The organism is Pseudomonas sp. GW822-FHT02D10 (assembly GCF_058802345.1).
Window position 1 is genome coordinate 559483 of record NZ_JBXAOB010000001.1, and the last position, 20593, is coordinate 580075.

Annotated in this window: 19 protein-coding genes; 13 read left to right on the plus strand and 6 right to left on the minus strand. The window is 56.5% G+C overall.

What is annotated here, in order from left to right:
* The first annotated feature begins 138 nt into the window (after nucleotides 1-138).
* The 4 genes from AC1RPZ_RS02625 to AC1RPZ_RS02640 are packed head-to-tail and all read left to right on the plus strand — an operon-like array spanning nucleotide 139 to nucleotide 3589.
* A complete protein-coding gene (locus AC1RPZ_RS02625; protein WP_493134510.1) occupies nucleotides 139-735 on the plus strand; it encodes a paraquat-inducible protein A in 597 nt (198 codons plus the stop codon).
* Nucleotides 732-1376 carry a paraquat-inducible protein A gene (locus AC1RPZ_RS02630; protein ID WP_493134515.1) on the plus strand — a complete coding sequence of 215 codons (645 nt, stop codon included), beginning with the start codon at nucleotides 732-734 and terminating at the stop codon, nucleotides 1374-1376. Before AC1RPZ_RS02625 ends, AC1RPZ_RS02630 begins: the two co-directional genes overlap by 4 nt.
* The gene (locus tag AC1RPZ_RS02635) at nucleotides 1357-3012 is read left to right on the plus strand and encodes a PqiB family protein (RefSeq protein ID WP_493134521.1); all 1656 of its coding nucleotides are present in this window, start codon (nucleotides 1357-1359) and stop codon (nucleotides 3010-3012) included. The genes AC1RPZ_RS02630 and AC1RPZ_RS02635 overlap by 20 nt, the downstream gene beginning before the upstream one ends.
* A gap of 16 nt (nucleotides 3013-3028) precedes the next feature.
* The gene (locus AC1RPZ_RS02640) at nucleotides 3029-3589 is read left to right on the plus strand and encodes a PqiC family protein (protein WP_493134523.1); all 561 of its coding nucleotides are present in this window, start codon (nucleotides 3029-3031) and stop codon (nucleotides 3587-3589) included.
* 97 nt (nucleotides 3590-3686) lie between these two features.
* On the opposite strand, the gene AC1RPZ_RS02645 is transcribed toward AC1RPZ_RS02640, so the two are convergent.
* The gene (locus AC1RPZ_RS02645) at nucleotides 3687-3881 is read right to left on the minus strand and encodes a hypothetical protein (protein ID WP_493134525.1); all 195 of its coding nucleotides are present in this window, start codon (nucleotides 3879-3881) and stop codon (nucleotides 3687-3689) included.
* Between the two features lie 246 nt (nucleotides 3882-4127).
* Here AC1RPZ_RS02645 and AC1RPZ_RS02650 point away from each other — a divergent pair, with 246 nt between their 5' ends.
* Nucleotides 4128-4565: a hypothetical protein gene (locus AC1RPZ_RS02650; protein ID WP_493134527.1), complete on the plus strand. Its 438-nt coding sequence runs from the start codon at nucleotides 4128-4130 to the stop codon at nucleotides 4563-4565.
* A gap of 160 nt (nucleotides 4566-4725) precedes the next feature.
* Here AC1RPZ_RS02650 and AC1RPZ_RS02655 read toward each other — a convergent pair whose 3' ends face one another.
* Nucleotides 4726-5013: a hypothetical protein gene (locus tag AC1RPZ_RS02655; protein WP_493134529.1), complete on the minus strand. Its 288-nt coding sequence runs from the start codon at nucleotides 5011-5013 to the stop codon at nucleotides 4726-4728.
* Nucleotides 5014-5152: 139 nt separating this feature from the next.
* On the opposite strand from AC1RPZ_RS02655, the gene AC1RPZ_RS02660 reads away from it, so the two are divergent.
* Together AC1RPZ_RS02660 and AC1RPZ_RS02665 are read left to right on the plus strand one after the other, a co-directional pair.
* On the plus strand, nucleotides 5153-5302 hold the full coding sequence (locus AC1RPZ_RS02660; protein ID WP_493134531.1) for a hypothetical protein: 150 nt from the start codon (nucleotides 5153-5155) through the stop codon (nucleotides 5300-5302).
* A 306-nt stretch (nucleotides 5303-5608) separates the two neighbouring features.
* Entirely contained in the window at nucleotides 5609-7198 is a 1590-nt protein-coding gene (locus tag AC1RPZ_RS02665; RefSeq protein WP_493134533.1) for an ABC-F family ATPase, read from the plus strand.
* 72 nt (nucleotides 7199-7270) lie between these two features.
* On the opposite strand, the gene pssA is transcribed toward AC1RPZ_RS02665, so the two are convergent.
* A complete protein-coding gene (gene pssA, locus AC1RPZ_RS02670; RefSeq protein ID WP_493134535.1) occupies nucleotides 7271-8614 on the minus strand; it encodes a CDP-diacylglycerol--serine O-phosphatidyltransferase in 1344 nt (447 codons plus the stop codon).
* Nucleotides 8615-8831: 217 nt separating this feature from the next.
* On the opposite strand from pssA, the gene AC1RPZ_RS02675 reads away from it, so the two are divergent.
* From AC1RPZ_RS02675 to AC1RPZ_RS02685, 3 genes are all read left to right on the plus strand, one after another.
* A complete protein-coding gene (locus AC1RPZ_RS02675; RefSeq protein WP_493134537.1) occupies nucleotides 8832-9425 on the plus strand; it encodes a TetR/AcrR family transcriptional regulator in 594 nt (197 codons plus the stop codon).
* Nucleotides 9426-9451: 26 nt separating this feature from the next.
* Complete coding sequence (locus AC1RPZ_RS02680; protein WP_493134539.1) at nucleotides 9452-9931, plus strand: nuclear transport factor 2 family protein; 480 nt, start codon at nucleotides 9452-9454, stop codon at nucleotides 9929-9931.
* Between the two features lie 183 nt (nucleotides 9932-10114).
* On the plus strand, nucleotides 10115-10894 hold the full coding sequence (locus AC1RPZ_RS02685; RefSeq protein WP_123424480.1) for a TSUP family transporter: 780 nt from the start codon (nucleotides 10115-10117) through the stop codon (nucleotides 10892-10894).
* Here AC1RPZ_RS02685 and nudC read toward each other — a convergent pair.
* Nucleotides 10862-11692 carry an NAD(+) diphosphatase gene (nudC, locus tag AC1RPZ_RS02690; RefSeq protein WP_493134541.1) on the minus strand — a complete coding sequence of 277 codons (831 nt, stop codon included), beginning with the start codon at nucleotides 11690-11692 and terminating at the stop codon, nucleotides 10862-10864. The two genes, AC1RPZ_RS02685 and nudC, sit on opposite strands and share 33 nt — an antisense overlap.
* Nucleotides 11693-11698: 6 nt before the next feature.
* Nucleotides 11699-12511 (minus strand): crotonase/enoyl-CoA hydratase family protein, encoded by an 813-nt coding sequence (locus tag AC1RPZ_RS02695; RefSeq protein ID WP_493134543.1) that lies wholly within the window; start codon nucleotides 12509-12511, stop codon nucleotides 11699-11701.
* Nucleotides 12512-12691: 180 nt separating this feature from the next.
* Between AC1RPZ_RS02695 and AC1RPZ_RS02700 the strand changes: the two genes are divergently transcribed.
* The gene (locus AC1RPZ_RS02700; RefSeq protein ID WP_493134547.1) at nucleotides 12692-13552 is read left to right on the plus strand and encodes a lipase family protein; all 861 of its coding nucleotides are present in this window, start codon (nucleotides 12692-12694) and stop codon (nucleotides 13550-13552) included.
* Nucleotides 13553-13647: 95 nt separating this feature from the next.
* On the opposite strand, the gene proA is transcribed toward AC1RPZ_RS02700, so the two are convergent.
* The gene (proA, locus tag AC1RPZ_RS02705) at nucleotides 13648-19491 is read right to left on the minus strand and encodes an anti-phage protein ProA (protein WP_493134551.1); all 5844 of its coding nucleotides are present in this window, start codon (nucleotides 19489-19491) and stop codon (nucleotides 13648-13650) included.
* A 230-nt stretch (nucleotides 19492-19721) separates the two neighbouring features.
* Here proA and AC1RPZ_RS02710 point away from each other — a divergent pair, with 230 nt between their 5' ends.
* Together AC1RPZ_RS02710 and AC1RPZ_RS02715 are read left to right on the plus strand one after the other, a co-directional pair.
* Entirely contained in the window at nucleotides 19722-20156 is a 435-nt protein-coding gene (locus AC1RPZ_RS02710; protein WP_493134553.1) for a YeeE/YedE family protein, read from the plus strand.
* Nucleotides 20157-20158: 2 nt separating this feature from the next.
* On the plus strand, nucleotides 20159-20572 hold the full coding sequence (locus AC1RPZ_RS02715; RefSeq protein ID WP_493134555.1) for a DUF6691 family protein: 414 nt from the start codon (nucleotides 20159-20161) through the stop codon (nucleotides 20570-20572).
* Nucleotides 20573-20593: the final 21 nt, after the last annotated feature.

Consider the following 20593-nt stretch of genomic DNA (forward strand, 5'->3'; position numbering starts at 1 on the left):
CCCCATTCCTTGGCGCAAGTATTGATTTCGGTTCACCGCCTCAGCCCTGTCCGCCCCCTTATAAAATTTGCTCAATGACCTGACGCTTCTATATTGATTGAGCACCCTGATGTTTAGAGGCTCTGACGAGTGAGATTTATGGCGAATTCCGACCAGTTGATCATTTGTGAGCACTGCGACTGTGTGTATGAAAAAGCTACGCTCGCCAAACATCAAACCGCTCTGTGCCCACGTTGTGGCGGGGTGCTTCAGCGCTACAACGGATTGTCGGTGGAGCAACGCCTGGCCTTGAGTCTGACGGCTGCGGTGCTGTGGATTTTCGCCAATTTCTATCCCGTGATGAGTATCAGCCTGCAAGGCCTGAAGAACAGCGCCACCTTATGGGACTCGGTCCTGGCGCTCAGCCAGGGGCCGATTACCTTCATTGCCATGGTCGCGGCCATCGCCATGATCATCGCGCCGATCATTCAACTGTTGTTGCTGGTCTGGGTCTTGAGCTTCGCTCTTGCGGCCAGGCGTTCGCCGGCATTCAAACTGTGTATGCGCTGGCTGGAAACCCTCAGGCCCTGGAGCATGCTCGAGGTCTGCCTGCTGGGGGCAATGGTCGCGGTGTTCAAACTTGCGGGTCTGCTTGATGTGCTGCCAGGTATCGGATTGTTTGCGCTCGCGGTGCTGAGCCTGCTGCTGATCCGGATTGCCGGCCGCGATGTACGCGAGCTGTGGGACACGCTATGAGCACCGCACCTGAGGCACGCGATCTCAACCTTTGCCTGTGCCACAGCTGCGGCAACGCCTGTGACATGACCGACCACCCCCGCGAGTGCGAACGCTGCGGCGCCCCCTTACATGCCCGCAAAGCCAACTCACTGACCCGGACCTGGGCCTACCTGTTGGCCTCTCTGGTGTTTTATGTCCCGGCCAATCTGTTGCCGGTGATGAACACCAGTATGTTCGGCAGTGGCTCCGAAAGCACCATCATCGGCGGCGTGCTGGAGTTCTGGGAGCATGGTGCCTGGGACATTGCACTGATCATTTTCATCGCCAGTATCGCGGTGCCGGGCATCAAGTTCGTTGCCCTGACGTTGTTGCTGGTCACCGTGCAGCGCAACAGCCAGTGGGCACGCAAAGAGCGTTCAAAACTCTACCGTTTCGTCGAGCTGATCGGCTACTGGTCGATGCTCGATGTGATCGTCGTCGCGTTGGTAGCGGCATTGGTGAAGTTTCAGGCGCTGGGCGATATCGAACCCCGGGCGGGGATTCTGTTCTTTGGTCTGGTGGTGGTGTTCACCATGTTGTCGGCGATGAGTTTCGACCCGCGCCTGATTTGGGAAAACCGAAAATCCGAGGAGGTCATGGATGAAGTCGCAAGCCACTGAGGGGCAACCGCTGCCCGGCCAAGCCAACATCAAGACCCGTCGCTGGAATGTTTCGCTGGTCTGGATCGTGCCCATCGTGGCGGTGCTGGTCGGGATTTCCCTGGTGGTGCACAACATACTGCAACAAGGGCCGACCATCACTCTCAACTTCAAGACCGGCGAAGGTCTGACGGCCAACAAGACCGAGGTCAAGTACCGCAACGTAGTGATCGGCCATGTCTCCGACGTCGAATTGAGCGACGACCAGAAGAGCGTCAATGCCACGGTAAAGCTCGTCAAACAGGCTGAATCCTTCACCCGCGAAGACTCGAAGTTCTGGGTCGTGCGGCCACGCGTTGGCGCTGGCGGCGTGTCTGGAATTGACACGTTGTTCTCAGGCGCCTTTGTCGGCGCCGACGCTGGCACTGCCGATGCCCGCGCCAAAACCTTCACCGGTCTTGAGGCCCCGCCGCCCCTCACCTATGGCGAACCGGGCAAGCGCTTCATGCTGCACACCCAGAATCTCGGTTCGCTGGATATTGGCTCACCGGTTTATTACCGCAAGATTCCGGTCGGCCAGGTAGTCGCCTATGCTCTGGATTCGGAGGGCAAGGGTGTGGACATTGAAGTCTTCGTCAAGGCACCGAACGATGTCTACGTCACCGAAAACACTCGCTTCTGGAACGTCAGCGGTATCGATATTGATGTCGGTGCCAATGGCTTCGCGCTCAGGACCGAGTCGCTGTCAGCCTTGCTGATGGGCGGGATTACCTTCCGCGCCCCGGACTACAGCCCCAACGACCAGCCGGCCACCGAAGACACGACCTTCGAGCTGTTCGACGAGCAACAGACCGCCCTCGCCCCGCCCAACGGCAAGGCGCAATTCCTGTCGCTGCGTTTCGATCAGGAGTTGCGCGGGTTGAAGGTGAATGCCCCCGTGGAGTTCCAGGGAATGGAGATCGGCAAGGTGGTCGCGATCAATCTGGACTTTGACGAGAAGACCCGCAGTTTCCCCATCAGCGTGGGCATCGTGATCTACCCTCAACGTCTGGGCCGGGCCCACACCAAGTTGCTCAAGGTCTTGAGCCACAACCCCGACGACGAAGAGGCCAGTATCCGGCTCATGGGCACCTTTGTCGAAAACGGTCTGCGTGCCCAGGCGCGCAGTGGCAACTTGTTGACCGGACAACTGTACATAGCGCTGGATTTCTTCCCCAAAGCCGCAAAAGTCGCCTTCGACCCCAACGCCCGGCCGGTCATGATACCTACCGTTCCCGCCAGCCTCGAACAGTTGCAAGAGCAGCTCCAGGCGATGGTCGACAAGATCAACAAACTGCCGATCGAGCGTATCGCCAACAACCTGGATAGCAACCTGACGGAGCTGCGCAGTGGCCTCAAGCAGTTCAACAGCAAGACGCTGCCGGGCGTACAGAACACTTTGCAGGACATGAGCAAAACCCTGCAATCGGCCAGCTCGACCCTCGCCGAAGACTCCCCACAACGTGAACAACTGGGCGCAACCCTGGACGAACTCGGGCGCACCTCGCGCTCGCTGCGTGAGTTGTCAGACTACCTGACCCGCCATCCGGAATCCTTGCTGCGCGGCCGACCCAAAGGTGCAGCGGCGCAAGATCTGCAACCGTCTTCGAGCAACTGACCCCAGGAGCAAATCCATGTCTTTATCGCTGAAGTTTTCGTTGCTCAGTCTGGTGGTGTTGCTCGCGGCGTGCCGCAGTGATCCGATTCATTACCACACCCTGACTCCGGCCCAGCCGGCCGCAGGCTCCCGTGGCAATGCAGATGTCCAGATTGAGCGGCTCACCGTGCCACCTCAGGTCGACCGCCCGCAAATCGTCATTCGCCAAGGCAACAGTGGCCTGGCAATTCTGGAAACCGAATGGTGGGGGGCCAGCCTGTCTGATGAGTTGAAAAGTGCCTTGGTCGATCAACTGTCCGGCACGCCCTCTCAACGCAAAACCACATTGCGCATCGACATCCAGCGCTTCGACTCTATACCTGGTCAGTACGCGCTACTGGATGCGAAATGGCGGCTGCAACGCGTCGGTACTGACGAGAGTAATGCACTCCTGACCTGCCATACGATTGTACAAACACCTTCTGGCCCAACTATCGACGACTTGGTCCTGGCCCATCAGAACAACGTAAAACGCCTGGCCGCCGCCGTCATTCAAGCGGCCGGCAGGACACGTAACGAGTGCCCTGCCATGCAGTAAAAAAACAACGGCCGCTCAGCGGGCGGTACAAAAACTTTTTCTAACCTCGGAAACGAGAAAGCCCAGCACTGTGCTGGGCTTTTTCATTCGGTTGACCTTAGCTTTTCGGAGGTGCCTTGAGGCTATCCAATCGTCCGCTCTCCAGCAAAGCCTTGTACTTCAACGCATCTGCTTCACTGTGATAGACACCTACAAGAACATCTCCTTGATATACGTCCCACATTCTGACTCCCGCGCTACTTGCGTCATGAGACATCTGGTGCTCTTCGCGTTCTTTGATAGTAATGACCATTTGCACATCCTCTGGATTGAGGCAGGTAAGGTATTTTTTACTCCAGTAATCCCCAAGGTTCCATACTGAAAGCTGTACACGCACTGCTGACGCAATAAACCCAGGCCATCGCCAGTGGCGGGCCTGGGGGCCGCATTGAAAGAGTGCGTGATCCTCACGTGGTGCCTTCTGTCGGAAGTCTGAGAACTATAGACAATGCTATGCATCCTAATACATACAAACCCACTCTGATCGATGGAAGCAATCATGCTTTTAAAGAAGACGAATCTCGTAGCTATGATGACATGCGTAATGATGCTGGCTGCAGCGCCTTTACTCCCAATGTCCTCTGCCTATGCAAAAAGTGGTGGTGGCGGCGACAGCTCAGGTCACGGTAGCAGTAGCGGCGGCGGCGGCGGACAGGGAGTAGGTCATTCTGCCGACGCTGACAGCAATGGCCGTAGCGAAGGCCAGGAAAGCGATCATGACGGTCAAGCGGTCAGGGACCACGGAGTCAGTGGCAAACACAAAGGAAGTGCTCGCAATGACAGTAAAGGTCATGGCTCGGCTACCTCCGGGATTGCACACTCCAAAACCACACACGGAGTTACAAAGGCCACTGCGATCTCAACTACCACACCCGGAGATCACAATTCAAAAGGCCTGAGTAAAGCTGCTGATTCGAGCACCAAACAAGATCAGTAAACCCTACGCTTACTGACGTGCGGGCGTTTCCATGATCTCGTGCGACGCAGAAAGCCTGCCACCTGCGGGCTTTCTGTTGTCTACCCTCCCCAGCTCGCTCTGGAAGCAGCAAGCGAGGACTGGCCAGGCTAAAGGTGGTTCAATCGAAATAGACAGGCAGTCAATCAGAGTGCTCACCTCCTCGTTGACTAGCCTCTTGGCTCGCCTGCGTTTTACGACCTCTTTCAGCTTTTTGAACCAGCGCGTTCAAGAGTTCTTCGGTATGGTTTATCGAATCACGTATCTCATCAAACGCCTCATCCAGAGCTTTTTCGATCTCGAGTACAGGAGCACCACGCAATGTCTCCTGTATTTCAAGCTCGTCCCGTTTGAACTGCGACAGGTTGGCGCGCAAGCCCTCTAATCGAAGAGATATCTGTGAGATATGGTATCGGCGGCGCTGAACCATGATGCTTCTCCTATTGAGCTCCCATACCTATGTAGAACGCTGTCTGCAAAGAGATGTTCAGCCTTTCCAGACCAAAGGATTCGGTCTCGGCAAAAGTCCTTTATAAATAAGGACCGCCCACATCTGTCGCGCGATTGCCTTGGGGAACTGGTGGAGCGCACAAAAACTGGTGGCGATTAACGAGCGGGCGCTGCACGTGCTGGAGCTCGCCCGCCAGTACGCCAAGCGGCACGCAAAAGGCGTTGGAAAACTCAAGACCACGCCCTACGTGTTCCCGCCGTCGAAGTAAAGCGAGTACATCCGGCAGACCTCTGATCTGCACAAACAATGGGGTCCGGTCCTGGAGAAGCTGGCGACACGTTATCGCCCGCCGTACAACTGCCGTCATACTTATGCGACAATATGCACAATGTCTGGCATGAATCCCGCCTTTATTGCTCAACAGCTTGGACACAGCGTCCAGATGCTGCTCTCGACTTATGCGCGTTGGTTGAACTCTAGCGGCGACCGGGGAGAGATGGAGAAGCTCCAAAATGCCCCAGGAATGGCCCAATCGCCAAACGTGCAGCCCGCAACCCATTGATAGGTAAAGTAATTGATCTCCACAGCTAACATCACGATGCAGTTCGGCGCCAAGCCGTTGTTCGAGAACGTTTCAGTCAAATTTGGTGCTGGTAACCGCTATGGCCTGATCGGCGCCAACGGTTGCGGCAAATCGACCTTCATGAAAATCCTCGGTGACGACCTCGATCCGTCCGGCGGCCAGGTCATGCTCGAGCCGAACGTGCGTCTGGGTAAATTGCGCCAGGACCAGTTCGCCTACGAAGAATTCACCGTGATCGATACCGTGATCATGGGTCACGAAGAGCTGTGGAAGGTCAAGGCCGAGCGCGACCGCATCTACTCGCTGCCGGAAATGACTGAAGAAGACGGCATGGCTGTCGCCGAACTGGAAACCGAATTCGCCGAGATGGACGGTTACACCGCCGAATCGCGTGCCGGTGAGCTGCTGCTGGGCCTGGGTATCGGCATCGAGCAACACTTCGGCCCGATGAGCGAAGTTTCGCCAGGCTGGAAACTCCGCGTCCTGCTGGCTCAGGCACTGTTCTCCGATCCGGAAGTGCTGCTGCTCGACGAACCGACCAACCACCTGGACATCAACACCATCCGCTGGCTGGAAAACATTCTGACCCAGCGCAGCAGCCTGATGATCATCATCTCCCACGATAGACACTTCCTGAACAGTGTCTGCACCCACATGGCTGACCTTGACTACGGCGAACTACGCCTGTTCCCGGGCAACTATGACGAGTACATGACCGTGGCGACCCAGTCCCGCGAGCAACTGCTCTCGGACAACGCCAAGAAGAAAGCGCAAATCTCGGAACTGCAATCGTTCGTCAGCCGCTTCTCGGCCAACGCCTCGAAAGCCAAGCAGGCCACTTCCCGCGCCAAGCAGATCGACAAGATCCAGCTGGCCGAGGTCAAGCCTTCGAGCCGCGTGAGCCCGTTCATTCGTTTCGAGCAGAACAAGAAGCTCCATCGTCAGGCGGTCATGGTCGAGCGCATGGCCAAGGGTTTCGACGGCAAGAATCTGTTCAAGGACTTCAGCTTCACCGTTGAAGCCGGCGAGCGTGTGGCGATCATCGGCCCGAACGGTATCGGTAAAACCACCCTGCTGCGCACTCTGGTCAACGAATTGAGCCCGGATGCCGGTAGCGTGAAATGGACCGACGCCGCAGAAATCGGCTACTACGCACAAGACCACGCTTCGGATTTCGAAGACGAATCAAACCTGTTCGACTGGATGGGTCGCTGGACTCAAGGTGGCGAGCAACTGGTACGGGGCACCCTGGGCCGCATGCTGTTCTCCAACGACGATATCCTCAAGTCGGTCAAGGTCATCTCCGGTGGTGAGCAAGGTCGCATGCTGTTCGGCAAGCTGATCCTGCAAAAGCCGAACGTGCTGGTGATGGACGAACCGACCAACCACTTGGACATGGAATCCATCGAAGCGCTGAACCTGGCGCTGGAAAACTACCCGGGCACGCTGATTTTCGTCAGCCACGACCGTGAGTTCGTATCGTCCCTGGCCACTCGAATCATCGAGCTGAGCCCAAGCGGTGTGATCGACTTCAGCGGCACCTACGATGACTACCTGCGTAGCCAAGGCGTAGTGTTCTAAGAGCAGCTTTAGCGACAAGCTTCAAGCAGCAAGCAAAGCCCCGTCCATGTGACGGGGCTTTTGTGTTTTTGGCTACAAGATGCGATAGAGCAAACGTTCAATCCGCACCCGACTGACCCGACGCAGAAACTTGCTCACCGCTGGCGGGTATTCGAGCAAGGTTTCCAGTTGCTGAAAGCGCTCGATACGGCGGGTATTGCGGAAAATCTCTGCCAGCTCAGTGCGCCGGGGCTCCTGCAATTCACCTTTGGGATCATCGATCAGCAAAGCATTTTCCAGGTCCAGACGAAACGCTCGCGGATTGAGGTTGTTACCGGTCAGCAAGGTGTAGCGCTCGTCGATCCACATGCCTTTGAGGTGATAGGTGTTGTCACCGTCGCGCCATAGATGCAGGTTCAACTGGCCGCTGTCGATCACCCGCTGGTGACGCTTGGCGAAGCGTCGCAGGCTGATTTCGTAGAGGTACGGTAACGCTGCGATCACCTTGAACGGCTCGTTCGGCGGGATATAGAAGTCGTTGGCGGTCTTGTCGCCGACAATGATGTCGATCTTCACGCCACGTGCCAGTGCCCGGTTGATTTCACGGGTCACCGGCAATGGCAGGTTGAAATACGGCGTGCAGATGGTCAGCTGATGCTGAGCGCTGGCAATCAGTTCACAGATCACCCGGCTCAATGCATTGTTTTTACCGACCCCGAGCAATGGGCTCACTGACAGACCGTCCTTGGCCAGCGTACCGGCCGTGGTGTCGTACGCCGCGTGCTTGAGGCGGCTGCGCAGGTCACCAATGTCGTTGCGCAGACTGCGAGTGGTCGGCAGGTTCGGCGTGTCAAGACGGTGCACGGCTTTGGAGGCGATCAGCCCGTGCTGCACCAGGTGCTGCATGGAGTCGGCCAGCGCACGGTTGTGCAGCAGGTGATAACGGTCGAAACGGTATTTGTCGAATTTGTGCAGATAGACGTTGTTCAGGCTGGCGCCGCTGTAGATCACGCAGTCATCGATCACGAAGCCTTTGAGGTGCAACACGCCGAACAGTTCGCGGGTCTGCACCGGAACGCCATACACAGGCACTTCGCTGTCGTGCTCGCGGGTCTGCTGCTGATACCAGGCCGAGTTGCCCGGCTGCTTGCCGGCACCGATCAAACCGCGCTGCGCCCGCAGCCAGTCAACCACCACCACCACGTCCAGTTCCGGGCGCGCAGCTTTGGCAGCGTGCAAGGCATCGAGGATTTCCTGGCCAGCTTCGTCGTGTTGCAGATAGAGCGCGACGATGTAAATGCGCTGGGTCGCCTGGGCAATTTTCTCCAGCAGGCAACGGCGGAACTCGGCAGCGCCAGAAAGGATGGTGACCGCCTCGGCGGTCAGCGGAAAACTGCGCAGCTTGGGCAGTAGAGAGCGTTTGAAAAGCGACGGCATAGGGCTCGCAAATGGGTCGAATCCGAAGAACGCACGAGCTTACACCATGGATCCGTTCGGGTCTTGTTACTGTCTGTAATGACCGCATCGCGAGCAAGCTCGCTCCCACAGGAGGCCGCATTTCAAATGTGGGAGCGAGCTGGCTCGCGAAGGCAATTCAACACCCACCTAAAATACCCACTTGACCAAGGAGAACGACCATTCTACTCTCTGGCACATGAACGAAATTACTAGCAATGACACACGCGACATCATTCTGGATGTCACCGAAAAGTTGATCTACAAAAATGGCATTGCTGCCACGGGCATGGATCTTCTGGTGAAAACCGCCGGCGTCTCCAGAAAAAGTATTTACCGCTACTTCGCCAGCAAGGAGGAGCTGACCGTCGCGGCCCTGCAACGCCGGGACGTACGCTGGATGCACTGGTTCAAGACTGAAGTGAACAAGGCCCCGACCCCGGCCGAGCGGTTGCTCAACCTGTTCACCGTGCTCAAGGACTGGTTCGCCAGCGAAGGTTTTCGCGGCTGCGCCTTTATCAACACCAGCGGTGAAACCGGCGACCCGCAAGACCCGGTGCGCCTGGTGGCGAAGGAACATAAACAGAAGCTGCTCGACTACGTGTGCGAACTCTGCACCGAACATGGCGTACACGCCCCGGAGGCGCTGGCCAAACAGTTGCTGATCCTGATCGATGGCGCCATTACCGTTGCTCTTGTCATGGGCGATCACAGTGCCGCCGATAATGCGCAATGCATGGCGCGAAAGTTATTGGACCTGTCACTGTTTAAACAAGAGTCACTTGCTGTTTGAACACTCACTTTTCCTGGAGACTTTAAATGTCATCTGATGCCGAAGTTCGTCCGCCACTTCCGCCGTTCACCCGTGAGTCGGCCATTGAAAAGATTCGTCTGGCCGAAGACGGCTGGAACTCCCGCGATGCACAGCGGGTGTCCCTGGCGTACACCCTGGACACAAAATGGCGGAACCGCGCCGAGTTCGCCAACAACCGTGAAGAAGCCATGGGCTTTCTGACCCGCAAATGGGCCAAGGAACTGGATTACCGGCTGATCAAGGAACTCTGGGCCTTCACCGATAACCGTATCGCCGTGCGTTACGCCTATGAATGGCATGACGATTCGGGCAACTGGTTTCGCTCGTACGGCAATGAAAACTGGGAGTTCGATGAGTACGGGCTGATGTCCAACCGTCACGCCTGCATCAACGACCTGCCGATCAAGGAAAGCGAGCGCAAGTTCCACTGGCCGTTGGGCCGTCGCCCGGATGATCATCCGGGGCTGTCTGATCTGGGCTTGTAAAAAGCATCGCGAGCAAGCTCGCTCCCACATTGGATCAGCTTGAGCCGCAATTTTGCGGCCGGCATAAAACCTGTGGGAGCGAGCTTGCTCGCGATGGCGTTCGAGCGGTCGCAGGGGCCAGTGGTTATGGGTAAGATGACGCCCCTGCCTTGCCCTCTCTGCCCCGCCGAATAAGTCGACCTCATGCCTTTCGAACTCAGCGTAGACCTCACCACTCTGGCCATTTTGGCCATCGTCGCGTTCATTGCCGGTTTCATCGATGCCATTGCCGGCGGTGGCGGTCTGCTGACCACCCCGGCGCTGCTCACCGCTGGCCTGCCGCCGCACCTGGTACTGGGCACCAACAAACTCAGTTCGACCTTCGGCTCAGCCACCGCCAGTTTCACCTTTTACCGACGCAAGCTGTTTCACCCAAGACAGTGGCTGCACGCGATTATCGGAACCCTGGTGGGTGCACTGACCGGCGCGATCGTTGCGCACTACCTGCCAGCTGAATGGCTGAACAAGATGCTCCCGGTGATCGTCTTCGCCTGCGGTGTGTATCTGCTGTTTGGCGGCACACCGAAAGCGCCGCTGGACAGCGACGCACCGATCAAGAAGAAGTGGCAATCGAGTCAGGGTTTCAGCCTGGGTTTCTACGATGGCGTGGCCGGCCCCGGCACTGGCGCCTTCTGGACCGTCAGCAGCCTGCTGCTCTACCCCATCGATCTGGTCAAGGCCAGCGGTGTGGCGCGCAGCATGAACTTCGTCAGCAACATCGCGGCGCTGTCGGTGTTCGTCTTTTCCGGGCAAGTGGACTGGATCATCGGCCTGAGCATGGGCCTGTCGGTGATGGTCGGCGCGTTCTTTGGTGCACGCACCGCCATCAGCGGTGGGGCGAAGTTCATTCGCCCGGTATTCATCACCGTAGTGCTGGGTTTGACCGTGCGTCTAGCCTGGCAGCACTGGTTCAGCGTGGCCTAAGCGCCGCGCCACATAAATGTCGATCAGGTAGCGGGCAATCGAGCGTCCCGCCGGCAACGGCGGTAGCGCGTGAATGTTGAACCACTGAGCGTCTTCGATCTCATCGGCTTGCGGCACGATCTCGCCACCGGCGTACTCGGCATGAAAGCCGAGCATCATCGAATGCGGAAACGGCCAGCACTGGCTGCCCAGGTATTGGATGTTCTTGACCTCGATCTGCACCTCTTCACGCACTTCACGAATCAGGCAATCCTCGGCCGACTCGCCGGGCTCGGCAAATCCCGCCAGGGTGCTGTAGACCCCGGTGACAAAGCGCGGTGAGCGCGCCAGCAGAATTTCGTCGCCTCGGGTGATCAACACGATCATGCTCGGTGAAATCCGTGGATAGCTGCGCAAATCACAGGGTTCGCAGTACATCGCCCGCTCACGCGGTACTTGCGTCATACGCTGACCGCAATTGCCACAAAACCGGTGTTCCCGCGCCCAGGTGCCGATTTGCGCGGCATAGCCTAACACTTTGTAAACCGTGTGATCGCCATCGAGCATGAACGCTCGCAAACCTTTCCAGTTGCAGCCAGGAACCTCACTGTGAGCCTTGAGCTCCAGCAAATACACCGGCTCACCGTCGAGATGACCGATGCCATGTTCGGCGAGAATCGACAGGTCCTGACGCTTGAGCCATTCCCGTGGAAACAGCGCGCCGTTGTCGTCGAACAAAAAGCCTTCGGGGCTGCGGGCCACTGCCCAGCCGCCGGGTAAGTCGGTGTCGAGTACTGCAGTGGTCCAGCGTGAAGTCATGTGTGCTCAGTCCAGAAATTCGGGTTTCTGCTTACTCATTGACGCCGCCATGGCGACCCGCAGGTCGGTGGATTGCAGCATCGCGGCGTTCCAGGTAGCGATGTATTCCAGGCCATCATTGATGCTGTGATCGCGCATGTAGCTGATCATCTCTTTGGTCCCGGCAATCGCAATCGGCGATTTGGCAGCAATTTCACGGGCAATGCCCATCACCCCATCCAGCAGGCTGGCCGTGTCCGCGTAGACCCGGTTGACCAGGCCAATGCTGCGCGCCTCTTCCGCGCCAAAGGTGCGACCAGTGTATGCCAGTTCTCGCAGCATGCCGTCACTGATGATCCGCGGCAAGCGTTGCAACGTGCCAACGTCAGCGGCCATGCCCATGTCGATTTCCTTGATCGAGAATTGCGCGTCCTCTGCCGCATAACGCATGTCACAGGCAGAAATCAGATCAATGGCACCGCCCAGGCAATAGCCCTGAATCGCCGCCAGCACCGGTTTACGGCAGATATCGACAGCGTTGAACGAAGCTTGCAACGCCAGGATTTTGCGCCGCAACAGGCGCGCATTGCGCCCCGCATCCTTGCCCATTTCATTGGCCACCGACGCAAGCATCATCAGATCGATGCCCGAAGAGAAATGCTTGCCGGCACCGCTGATCACCACCGCACGGACTTCATCGGTGTCATCGATCCACTGGAAGATCTCGATGATTTCAGTCCAGAACACCGCATTCATCGCGTTGATCTTTTCCGGGCGGTTGATCTGCACATGGGCGATGTTGTCCGTCAGTTCGACGCGAAAGGCTTGGTATTCGGACATGGCAGTGATCCTTGCTGGCGCTGTAAATGAGGCCTGAACTATAACAAGCCATCGCGCCTGGCTGTAAGGCAGCGCATCGGCCAAAAGCAGGACTGAACGTTCGCCGTCCACGCCCGCGTCTACACTGGCAGGGTCAGGCCTTTACTCAATCAACGTAGAAGATCAAAAAAGGTTGTCGTCATGACACTGCCCTATGATCCAGGCCGCAGAGCGCTCTACAAACCCGAAGAGCGAGCAAGCATTTTTACTTCGCCTGCCGTCGATGACCTGCAACTCTGTACCGAAGCCTCCCGATTGGCGTACGTGCGTTTCGAGCAATCGACGACAGAGAGCGCACGGCTGTCCGACGCACTGGCGCTGACGGGATTCAGTCATGGTCTTGAGCACTTTGTCGATGTCCCCACCGACGGTGCCGGCTTCGGCGTCATGAACGCCCCCAACGGCACTGCATTGCTGGTGTTTCGGGGCACTCAGCCGGATCACTTGCTGGATCTGGTCACCAATATTCAGTTCCTCCTTGAACGCTGGGATCTGTGCAGCGGTCGCGGTCACGTCCACCATGGATTCAAGATGACCGCATTAGGTCTCTGGGAGCCGGTATCGACGTGGCTTGCCGGACCGGCCAGCTCCCGTAGCCGCTTGATCATTTGCGGCCACAGCCTGGGCGCGGCAATCGCCACTCTGCTGGCCAAACCGGCAAATGCCGATCTGCTGGTGACCCTGGGTTCTCCCAAGGTCGGCGACACCACCTTTGTTGCCAGTCTCGCCGAACTGCAAAGCATCCGGATCGTTGACTGCTGCGACCTGGTCACCACCGTGCCGCCTGATTTTCTCGGTTATCAGCACACAGGACAGCTGCACTACATTGATTTCAATGGTCTTGTTCACCCGACGCCCGGTCAGCCGTTCATGGATCAGGACCAGCAACTGGGCGAGCAGTATTACAACGCCCATTACAAGAACCCGCCCGGCAACGGCAATGTCATGACCCGGCGCCTGGCTGACCATGCGCCGTTCAATTATGTCCGAGCGTTCTGGTAAGGCGATTCAGGCCGTCAGGGCGGCCAGAACCAAAAAGGAGAGTCTGGCTAACAAGCCATTCTCTCCTGATGCTGAACAGTTCTACACCTGATGGTTTAGAAATCTGGCATCGACTTCATGACCTGTTCAATTCGTTCACGCGCAGAGCCGGTAAGGCGTTTCACACCCAGTGTCTTGGCAATTTCCAATGGTCTGTCACCCGCAGAAATCAAGGATGCCACCGTGAGTAGTTCTTCGGCAGCAATCTCCTCCACGGACCGGGCGTCATCAGCAGTCACAGGAATCCGGTAGCTATTCCACGCGGCAATATCATTTGCCGAGTGCCAAACAAAATGACCATCAACAGGATCGCGCCTCAGATGATGGTTCTGCACAGTCAGGTCCAGGACTCGCTCTCGAATCAGTCGGCCGGTGCGCTGGAAACCATGAGCTCGGGCAATGCGCTGCACCAGTAACGAATCAAGGATTGGAGCTTCCTGTATCAAGACATGCGCAATCAGATCGGCGAGAACCTGATCGTATTCTTGCGAGTAAAAGGCCTCTGCACTGATCCGTTCGCCAACACCGGTAAAGTCGGTGACACGGTATTCAGCCTTGACTGCAGGAGTGGCTGAAACCGCAAACGATCCTGCAATCTTGAGTTCTGTCGGCTCTGCAGCAGCCGGGTCGACGACAAACGCTTGCGGTTGATCGACGACTGCTTCGGCTGATGGGGATTGCACCAGCAACAAATGGGGTATAGGAAGCTCTTTTGCGGATACCTGACTCACTTCCGAAATCGCACGAGACTCCTGCAACAGCGCTTCAAGCGATGCATGCAGACGATCCAATGCGCCAGACTTGTCGATCCACCAATCGGTCGACCATAAGCGAACCAGTTTCCAGCCCAACCCTTTGAGAATGGCACTGCGCACTTTGTCCCGGTCCCTGGCCGTTGCCGCGCTGTGATAAGTCGCGCCGTCACATTCGACTCCGACAAGGTAATCCCCAGGTCTGTCTGGATGGACGATCCCCAAATCAATGCGGAAACGCGACACGCCAATCTGTGGCACTACCTCCCAACCCTTGCGCCTCAGACCTTGGGCCACCGCCTCTTCAAATGGCGAGTCATAGCCGCCCACCGATCCTTGTACTGCCTCTGCGAGCGCTCGGGGTCCACGTTGCGCGAATTCAATGAAATGCTTCAAGTCACGCACCGCCCGTGCATTGGTACGATTCAGATCGATCATGGACGAGTCAAAGGACGAGAACACCAACATTTCCCGGCGAGCACGTGTGATCGCAACGTTCAATCGCCGCCATCCGCCTTCTTTATTGAGAGGACCAAAGTTCATCGACATGACTTGGGCTCCCGGCTCGGTCGGGCCATAGCCCACACCCAGCATGATCAAATCGCGCTCGTCGCCCTGCACTGTTTCCAGGTTTTTTACCACTACGGGCTCAGGAAGATCGTCCTGGAAAAACGCCTCGATCTGCGGATACTGCTGCCGAGCTCTATCAAGAAGATCGTTGATAAGTCGTTGTTGATCACTGTTGAGCGTAATGATCCCAATCGTATGCCCCGCAGAAATAAAGGCTGGGTCCATTAACCGCTTTACTGTTTCGGTGACAATTGCTTCCGCTTCAGCCTGATTGTGTCGGCCTTTTCCTTTGGCATAGACACCGTCGACGCGACGCCACTCGACAGCACTCGGCCGCGTTTCAGGTGCAGGGAATGTGATCAAGTTGCTGTCGTAGTAACGGTGATTGGAGAACGCAATCAAGCTCTCATGGCGGCTTCGGTAGTGCCAGCTGAGACTGTGGCTGGGAATACCCGCCCCGAGACACTCGTCCAGAATGCTTTCCATATCCTCCGCCGTATCGTCCTCTGACGCTGAGGTACCACGGTTGAAGAAGTTAGTGGGCGGCATCTGCCGAGGGTCACCCGCGATCACCACCTGCTTGCCCCTGGCAATGGACCCGATTGCATCCCAAGGAGCGATCTGTGAGGCCTCATCGAAGATAACCAGATCAAAAAGTGCCAAGTCGGGTGGAAGATACTGCGCAATCGAAAGTGGGCTCATAAGCATGCAAGGTGCCAGTTTGGACATTGCATCCCCCATTTCGACGGCGAGTTGTCGAACAGGTTTATGGCGCCGGGACTTCTGCAGCTCATGTTTCAGTACACCAAAGCCGCCCTGCTTGCCGATCTCGTTTTTTGACGGAATCAGGCCGCATAATTTCGCGCGGATATATCGCACGGTTAGCTTGGACAGTTCGTCATCGAGTCGAACGAAAGCCGCGATATCACTCGTATGTTCTACTGGCACAAAGTTGCGTAGCAACGGCTCGGCATCGATCACCCCCGTTGCAAACCAACGAGCATAAGCCGTTTCGAAGGCATCGACAGTTCCGCGCTCCGGCAATGCATTTGCGGCCAGCGCATCTGCCAACGGCTGAAGCCCGGAAGCGATAGCCTCCTCTTTCACCCTGCACCAGTCGCACCAGGATTTCAGTTTCGATTCCTGACGGACAATCGTGCTGGAGGCATCCTGCAATGCCTCGATCGTCAACCTGGATTCGTGGGGTCGGTTACTCAATTCGTAGAATCGTGCCGCCACCTGATTGAAATGTGCCAACGAGTCCTTTAACTGATGCAACGCAGATGCGATGTGACCGCCACCACCTAGCAATTCATTGGCTTTGACGACGAGCTTCTCAGTCGCCTCACGCAACGAGATCAGATCTTCTGGAGATTCGGCCCGCAAGCTGATCATTGTTCGAAGGCGCTCGCCCAGCTCATAGGCAGTGGCTATTGCTGCTGTATCGCTGGACAAGCCGCTCCAACCTGGAATCGAGCTCAAATCTGCAGACAAACCGTCAAGAGATGTCAGCAAGTTACGCAAGTTGAACAGCTTGACCAGATCTGACTCAACGTCCGGTAGTCCTGATATACCCCCCACCTTGGCGAGGCTTTTGGCCACTTTATTTTTGCCAAACGTGGCCAGAATCCAAAACTTGCCTTTGGCTTGTTCCCAGTCGTTTTTTATTTGCTCGATATTGATTGCACGGCACGCCTCCTGCGCATAAGGCAGAGAAAGCGACTGCTCTATTTCTCGATACTCACCCAGCAGAACAACGGCTTTTTTTGCTGCAGTGATCTTTGCACTCACATTTAGTGTGAAGACGAATGAAAGATCCATCCCATGTGCGTCAACCAACAGAGAGACGAACTGGGCAAGCTGCTCAATCTCATCACTATCTGCGACGGGAAGAGGTAGATTCGTCGCCTTTAGCAAACCTGCACTGGCCGCTGTGAGGCGCTCGATAGCCTTTGGTAACTCACCCGCTGCAGCAACGATCGCCTCCTGCCAACCATTCGACCAGTCAGTAGGCGCCAGCACTGCAAAACTGCCCGACAGGTTTCGCGCGGCCTGACTATTGAGATCTAGACGTCGTGCCACATCTCGCAGTTGCTCGTAGGTTTGAGCATCGTGGGTTGTCCCTTCAGGCCAGCCCAATCGTGGTATCGAGGGGTTTCCATCCCGAACGACGCGGCCGATGGCCTGATGCACAGACAATCCGTTTGGCGATCGTCGATGTAATAGCTCGACGACTTCGTTGAGTCGATTCCGCAGCCTGTGCAACTTTGTCGTTTCAGCTATCCACTGTTCACTGGTGAGGGTGTCACGAACATCCCACGCGCGCTCCAGTTGCTTGAGCACGTCCACTTTCGATGTCTTGCTGGAGTGCAGCTCCAGGCAAAACTCTCCAAGACCTTTTTCTTCAAGTCGACGATAGACCACATCCAACGCTGCCATTTTTTCGGCAACGAACAAAACCCGGCGTCCCAGCGCAAGGTTGTGAGCGATCATGTTGGCAATGGTTTGCGATTTACCGGTTCCTGGAGGACCGTCGAGAACAAAGTCACAACCACTGGCCGATGCAACCACAGCGGCCAGTTGGGAAGAGTCTGCGGGCAAGGGAGTAAACAAATTGGCTGGATCGACCTTTTTGTCCAGCTCGTCGGGTCTCGGGAAGTCGCCAGAGCTGCTGTAACCTTCACCACCGACACTACGTTCCAACAGGTGCTTGACCATAGGACTTTGCAGAAGCTGGGTTGAACGGGCCGCCAAGTCTTGCCACATCAAATACTTGGCAAAAGAAAAGGTCCCCAGTACAAGTTCAGTGGTTACTTCAAACCCTGGTACATCCCTGATAGCGCGTCTGACGATATTCCAGATACCGGCCACATCGACACCACTGTCATCCGTCGGAAGTTCGCCATCAAGCCCTGGAATCACTAGCTCAAAATCGTGCCGCAGTAGCTCAAGCAATGTCAGGTTGAAGCGAGGTTCGTCTTCAAGCAACGTCATGGTTACGCCTGACAGTGCACTTTTCCTGTCAAGCTTCACCGGCAGCAAAATCAAGGGTGCCGAGTAAGTCTTTGGGTCGTCCGCCGTTTTTTTCCACTTCAGAAAACCGAGGGCGAGAAACAGAGTATTGGCTCCCCCCTCATCAAGATCGCTGCGGGCTTTGCGGTACAGCTCGATTAGCGCGACTTCAAGTTTGCTTTTTTCGAGAGTGGCAAGCACTTCACCGCGAGACAAGGCGGTTCTGGCGTATTCATCGCGCAGGTTTTCACGGTTTTGTTGTTCATAGAGCGCGGCATCTCGACCACCCGCCTCCAAATCTGGCACCGAGACAATACGAATGCGTTTACCGCTGGAAAGCTGATCCTCCAGCTCTGCAGGGTCGGGACAAATCAGTCGAACGCCCTTGGCACTGTCTGGCAGGTGCAAGAGTCGATTGCGCGTCGTCAGATCCAGGAGCTTGCGTTGCCAAAGAGTAAGTTTCCCGGCTGGGGAGTCTGATTCCGGAAGAATCTCAACGTCAAAGCCCGGGAGCGACGGTGCATCTTCCAATGCCTCGAACACCGCTTCAGCCTCAGCGGTGCCGTCGGTTTTAGGCGGAGCAATCGAGCTGGCCAGCGGCCGAATGCGTTGCATACGCGCGCGATGTATGTCGACAGCCATGATGAAATCGTCATCATTGATTTGCCGTTCTGCATTCGCTATAGCCTGACTGAAACTGGGAACCGGTAACTGCGTTGCCAGAGTAGTTTCAAATACCAAAGCCTCTTTCAAATCGATTCGTTTGCGAACCGCTGAAGCCTCATCGGTAATAAGTTGGGAGAACTCTTGCGGTTGCAGCCAAACACCAACGAATGCATGTCCCTTCGTCAGCACCAACAGCGCATTCAGCCCAGCTTGTTCAAGTGCCGCGGCAAAGAGCAATGCTGTATCCAGGCATGTCGCGACTCCACCGTCCAGAATCAAACCGGGAGTTCGTACCTTTTGCCCGTGAGTTTCGAAACTGGCAGGTGGCAATGCATAACTCAGTCGTAGACCGCACACTGCCGACCATAGGGCGGAGGCCAGCTCCCATGCCCTCGTTCTAGATTGGCTTTTATACCCATCGATGCCATCTGCCTTTCCCGCGCGCCGCAATACATCGGAAGCGGACTTCAGAATCCGATCTACGGCCGGGTCATTGGGCATTGAAAACGCTGCCAGTAACTCAGGCATCGAATTCACGCCGCCCCACTCGTTTTTCGCAAGGAGTTCAATTGGAAAAGATCGACTACAAAGCACTTCCTCTTTGCAGGTCAGACGCAAAACCAACGTCGCAGCGAGGCTTTCTGCGAGATCCGCAAGATAACCTGCATTAAGCGATAAATTGCGCTCTGCAACGTGCAACGTTGAGTCTTTGCTCAATCGGTCCAGGTGCCATTTCTTACTTTCAAGAAAGGGTGGATCCGCCACAAGCTCCAGTACAAGATCGTTGTAATCCGTAGCACTATCATTGTGTACCGTCAGCTCTCGCATCACGGGTACAGCATTCTGGTGGGATGCAAAGCCGACTTTACTGGCGATCACTCCTTCGATCTTGATGGCCATAAACCGATTCTCCGTGGTGAGCTCAACTACATGACTCCGTAACAAAGCGACAAATATCGGGCATAGTCACCGACATACATTCTTTTTGAAACAGCTTTCTCAACGTAAACGTTGCCATTGATCGATTCCCTGCTCCGGTTGATTACCTCTCCCAGCTCCGCACAACCGGACCTATGCTCAAGGCAAAAAGAGTGGTTTAGTGCCGCCCATTACCCACCCGGAGAGTTGTCATGACGTTCGATTCGCTTCACTTCACCCCATGGTCCGCGCTGGCTGGAGGCGCGCTGATCGGTCTCGCTGCCGGTTTGTGGGTGGTCGCCAGCGGTCGTGTCGCAGGCATCAGCGGGTTGTTGGGCAGCCTGCTTGGCCCCAGAGATTCGGCCTCGGGAGAAAAAGCCCTGTTCATCCTGGGATTGCTGGCGGCACCGGTGCTGTGGGTGCTGTTCCTCGGACAGCCTGGTATCGAGTTCAAAACCGGCACCCTGGGCCTGATCGTGGCCGGGCTGCTGGTGGGCATCGGCACCCGCTATGGCGCAGGTTGCACCAGTGGTCATGGTGTATGCGGCATTTCGCGTCTTTCTCCGCGCTCGATCATCGCCACGCTGTGCTTCATGTTCACCGGTTTTACGACGGTGTTCATCTTGCGTCATCTGCTGGGGAATTGAGCATGAGAAAACTGACTGCGTTTATTGCCGGTTTGCTGTTCGGCATTGGCCTGTTGCTGGCCGGTATGGCCAACCCGGCCAAAGTACTGGGCTTTCTGGACATTACCGGGCTTTGGGACCCGTCCCTGGCCTTGGTCATGATCGGGGCCATTGCCATAGCGTGGGTACCGTTTCACTGGGCCATGAAACAGAAAAAATCCCTGCTGGGCTTACCCATGCAACTGCCGGTAAGCCGTGAACTGGATCGACGCCTGATCGGTGGCAGTCTGCTGTTCGGCGTCGGCTGGGGCATTGCCGGTATGTGCCCGGGCCCGGCACTGGTGCTGCTGCCCACGGGACACTGGCAGGCCTGGGTGTTTGTGATTGCCATGCTGGCGGGCATGCTCATTTTCAATGTCCTGCAGACCCGTCGTTGAACACATCAAACACTTAGGTCA

Excerpts from the sequence above, each read along its gene's own strand:
- AC1RPZ_RS02625 (WP_493134510.1), top strand. The coding sequence starts at position 139 with ATGGCGAATTCCGACCAGTTGATCATTTGTGAGCACTGCGACTGTGTG.
- AC1RPZ_RS02630 (WP_493134515.1), top strand. The coding sequence starts at position 732 with ATGAGCACCGCACCTGAGGCACGCGATCTCAACCTTTGCCTGTGCCAC.
- AC1RPZ_RS02635 (WP_493134521.1), top strand. The coding sequence starts at position 1,357 with ATGAAGTCGCAAGCCACTGAGGGGCAACCGCTGCCCGGCCAAGCCAAC.
- AC1RPZ_RS02640 (WP_493134523.1), top strand. The coding sequence starts at position 3,029 with ATGTCTTTATCGCTGAAGTTTTCGTTGCTCAGTCTGGTGGTGTTGCTC.
- AC1RPZ_RS02645 (WP_493134525.1), bottom strand. The coding sequence starts at position 3,881 with ATGGTCATTACTATCAAAGAACGCGAAGAGCACCAGATGTCTCATGAC.
- AC1RPZ_RS02650 (WP_493134527.1), top strand. The coding sequence starts at position 4,128 with ATGCTTTTAAAGAAGACGAATCTCGTAGCTATGATGACATGCGTAATG.
- AC1RPZ_RS02655 (WP_493134529.1), bottom strand. The coding sequence starts at position 5,013 with ATGGTTCAGCGCCGCCGATACCATATCTCACAGATATCTCTTCGATTA.
- pssA (WP_493134535.1), bottom strand. The coding sequence starts at position 8,614 with ATGCCGTCGCTTTTCAAACGCTCTCTACTGCCCAAGCTGCGCAGTTTT.
- AC1RPZ_RS02675 (WP_493134537.1), top strand. The coding sequence starts at position 8,832 with ATGAACGAAATTACTAGCAATGACACACGCGACATCATTCTGGATGTC.
- AC1RPZ_RS02680 (WP_493134539.1), top strand. The coding sequence starts at position 9,452 with ATGTCATCTGATGCCGAAGTTCGTCCGCCACTTCCGCCGTTCACCCGT.
- AC1RPZ_RS02685 (WP_123424480.1), top strand. The coding sequence starts at position 10,115 with ATGCCTTTCGAACTCAGCGTAGACCTCACCACTCTGGCCATTTTGGCC.
- nudC (WP_493134541.1), bottom strand. The coding sequence starts at position 11,692 with ATGACTTCACGCTGGACCACTGCAGTACTCGACACCGACTTACCCGGC.
- AC1RPZ_RS02695 (WP_493134543.1), bottom strand. The coding sequence starts at position 12,511 with ATGTCCGAATACCAAGCCTTTCGCGTCGAACTGACGGACAACATCGCC.
- AC1RPZ_RS02700 (WP_493134547.1), top strand. The coding sequence starts at position 12,692 with ATGACACTGCCCTATGATCCAGGCCGCAGAGCGCTCTACAAACCCGAA.
- proA (WP_493134551.1), bottom strand. The coding sequence starts at position 19,491 with ATGGCCATCAAGATCGAAGGAGTGATCGCCAGTAAAGTCGGCTTTGCA.
- AC1RPZ_RS02710 (WP_493134553.1), top strand. The coding sequence starts at position 19,722 with ATGACGTTCGATTCGCTTCACTTCACCCCATGGTCCGCGCTGGCTGGA.
- AC1RPZ_RS02715 (WP_493134555.1), top strand. The coding sequence starts at position 20,159 with ATGAGAAAACTGACTGCGTTTATTGCCGGTTTGCTGTTCGGCATTGGC.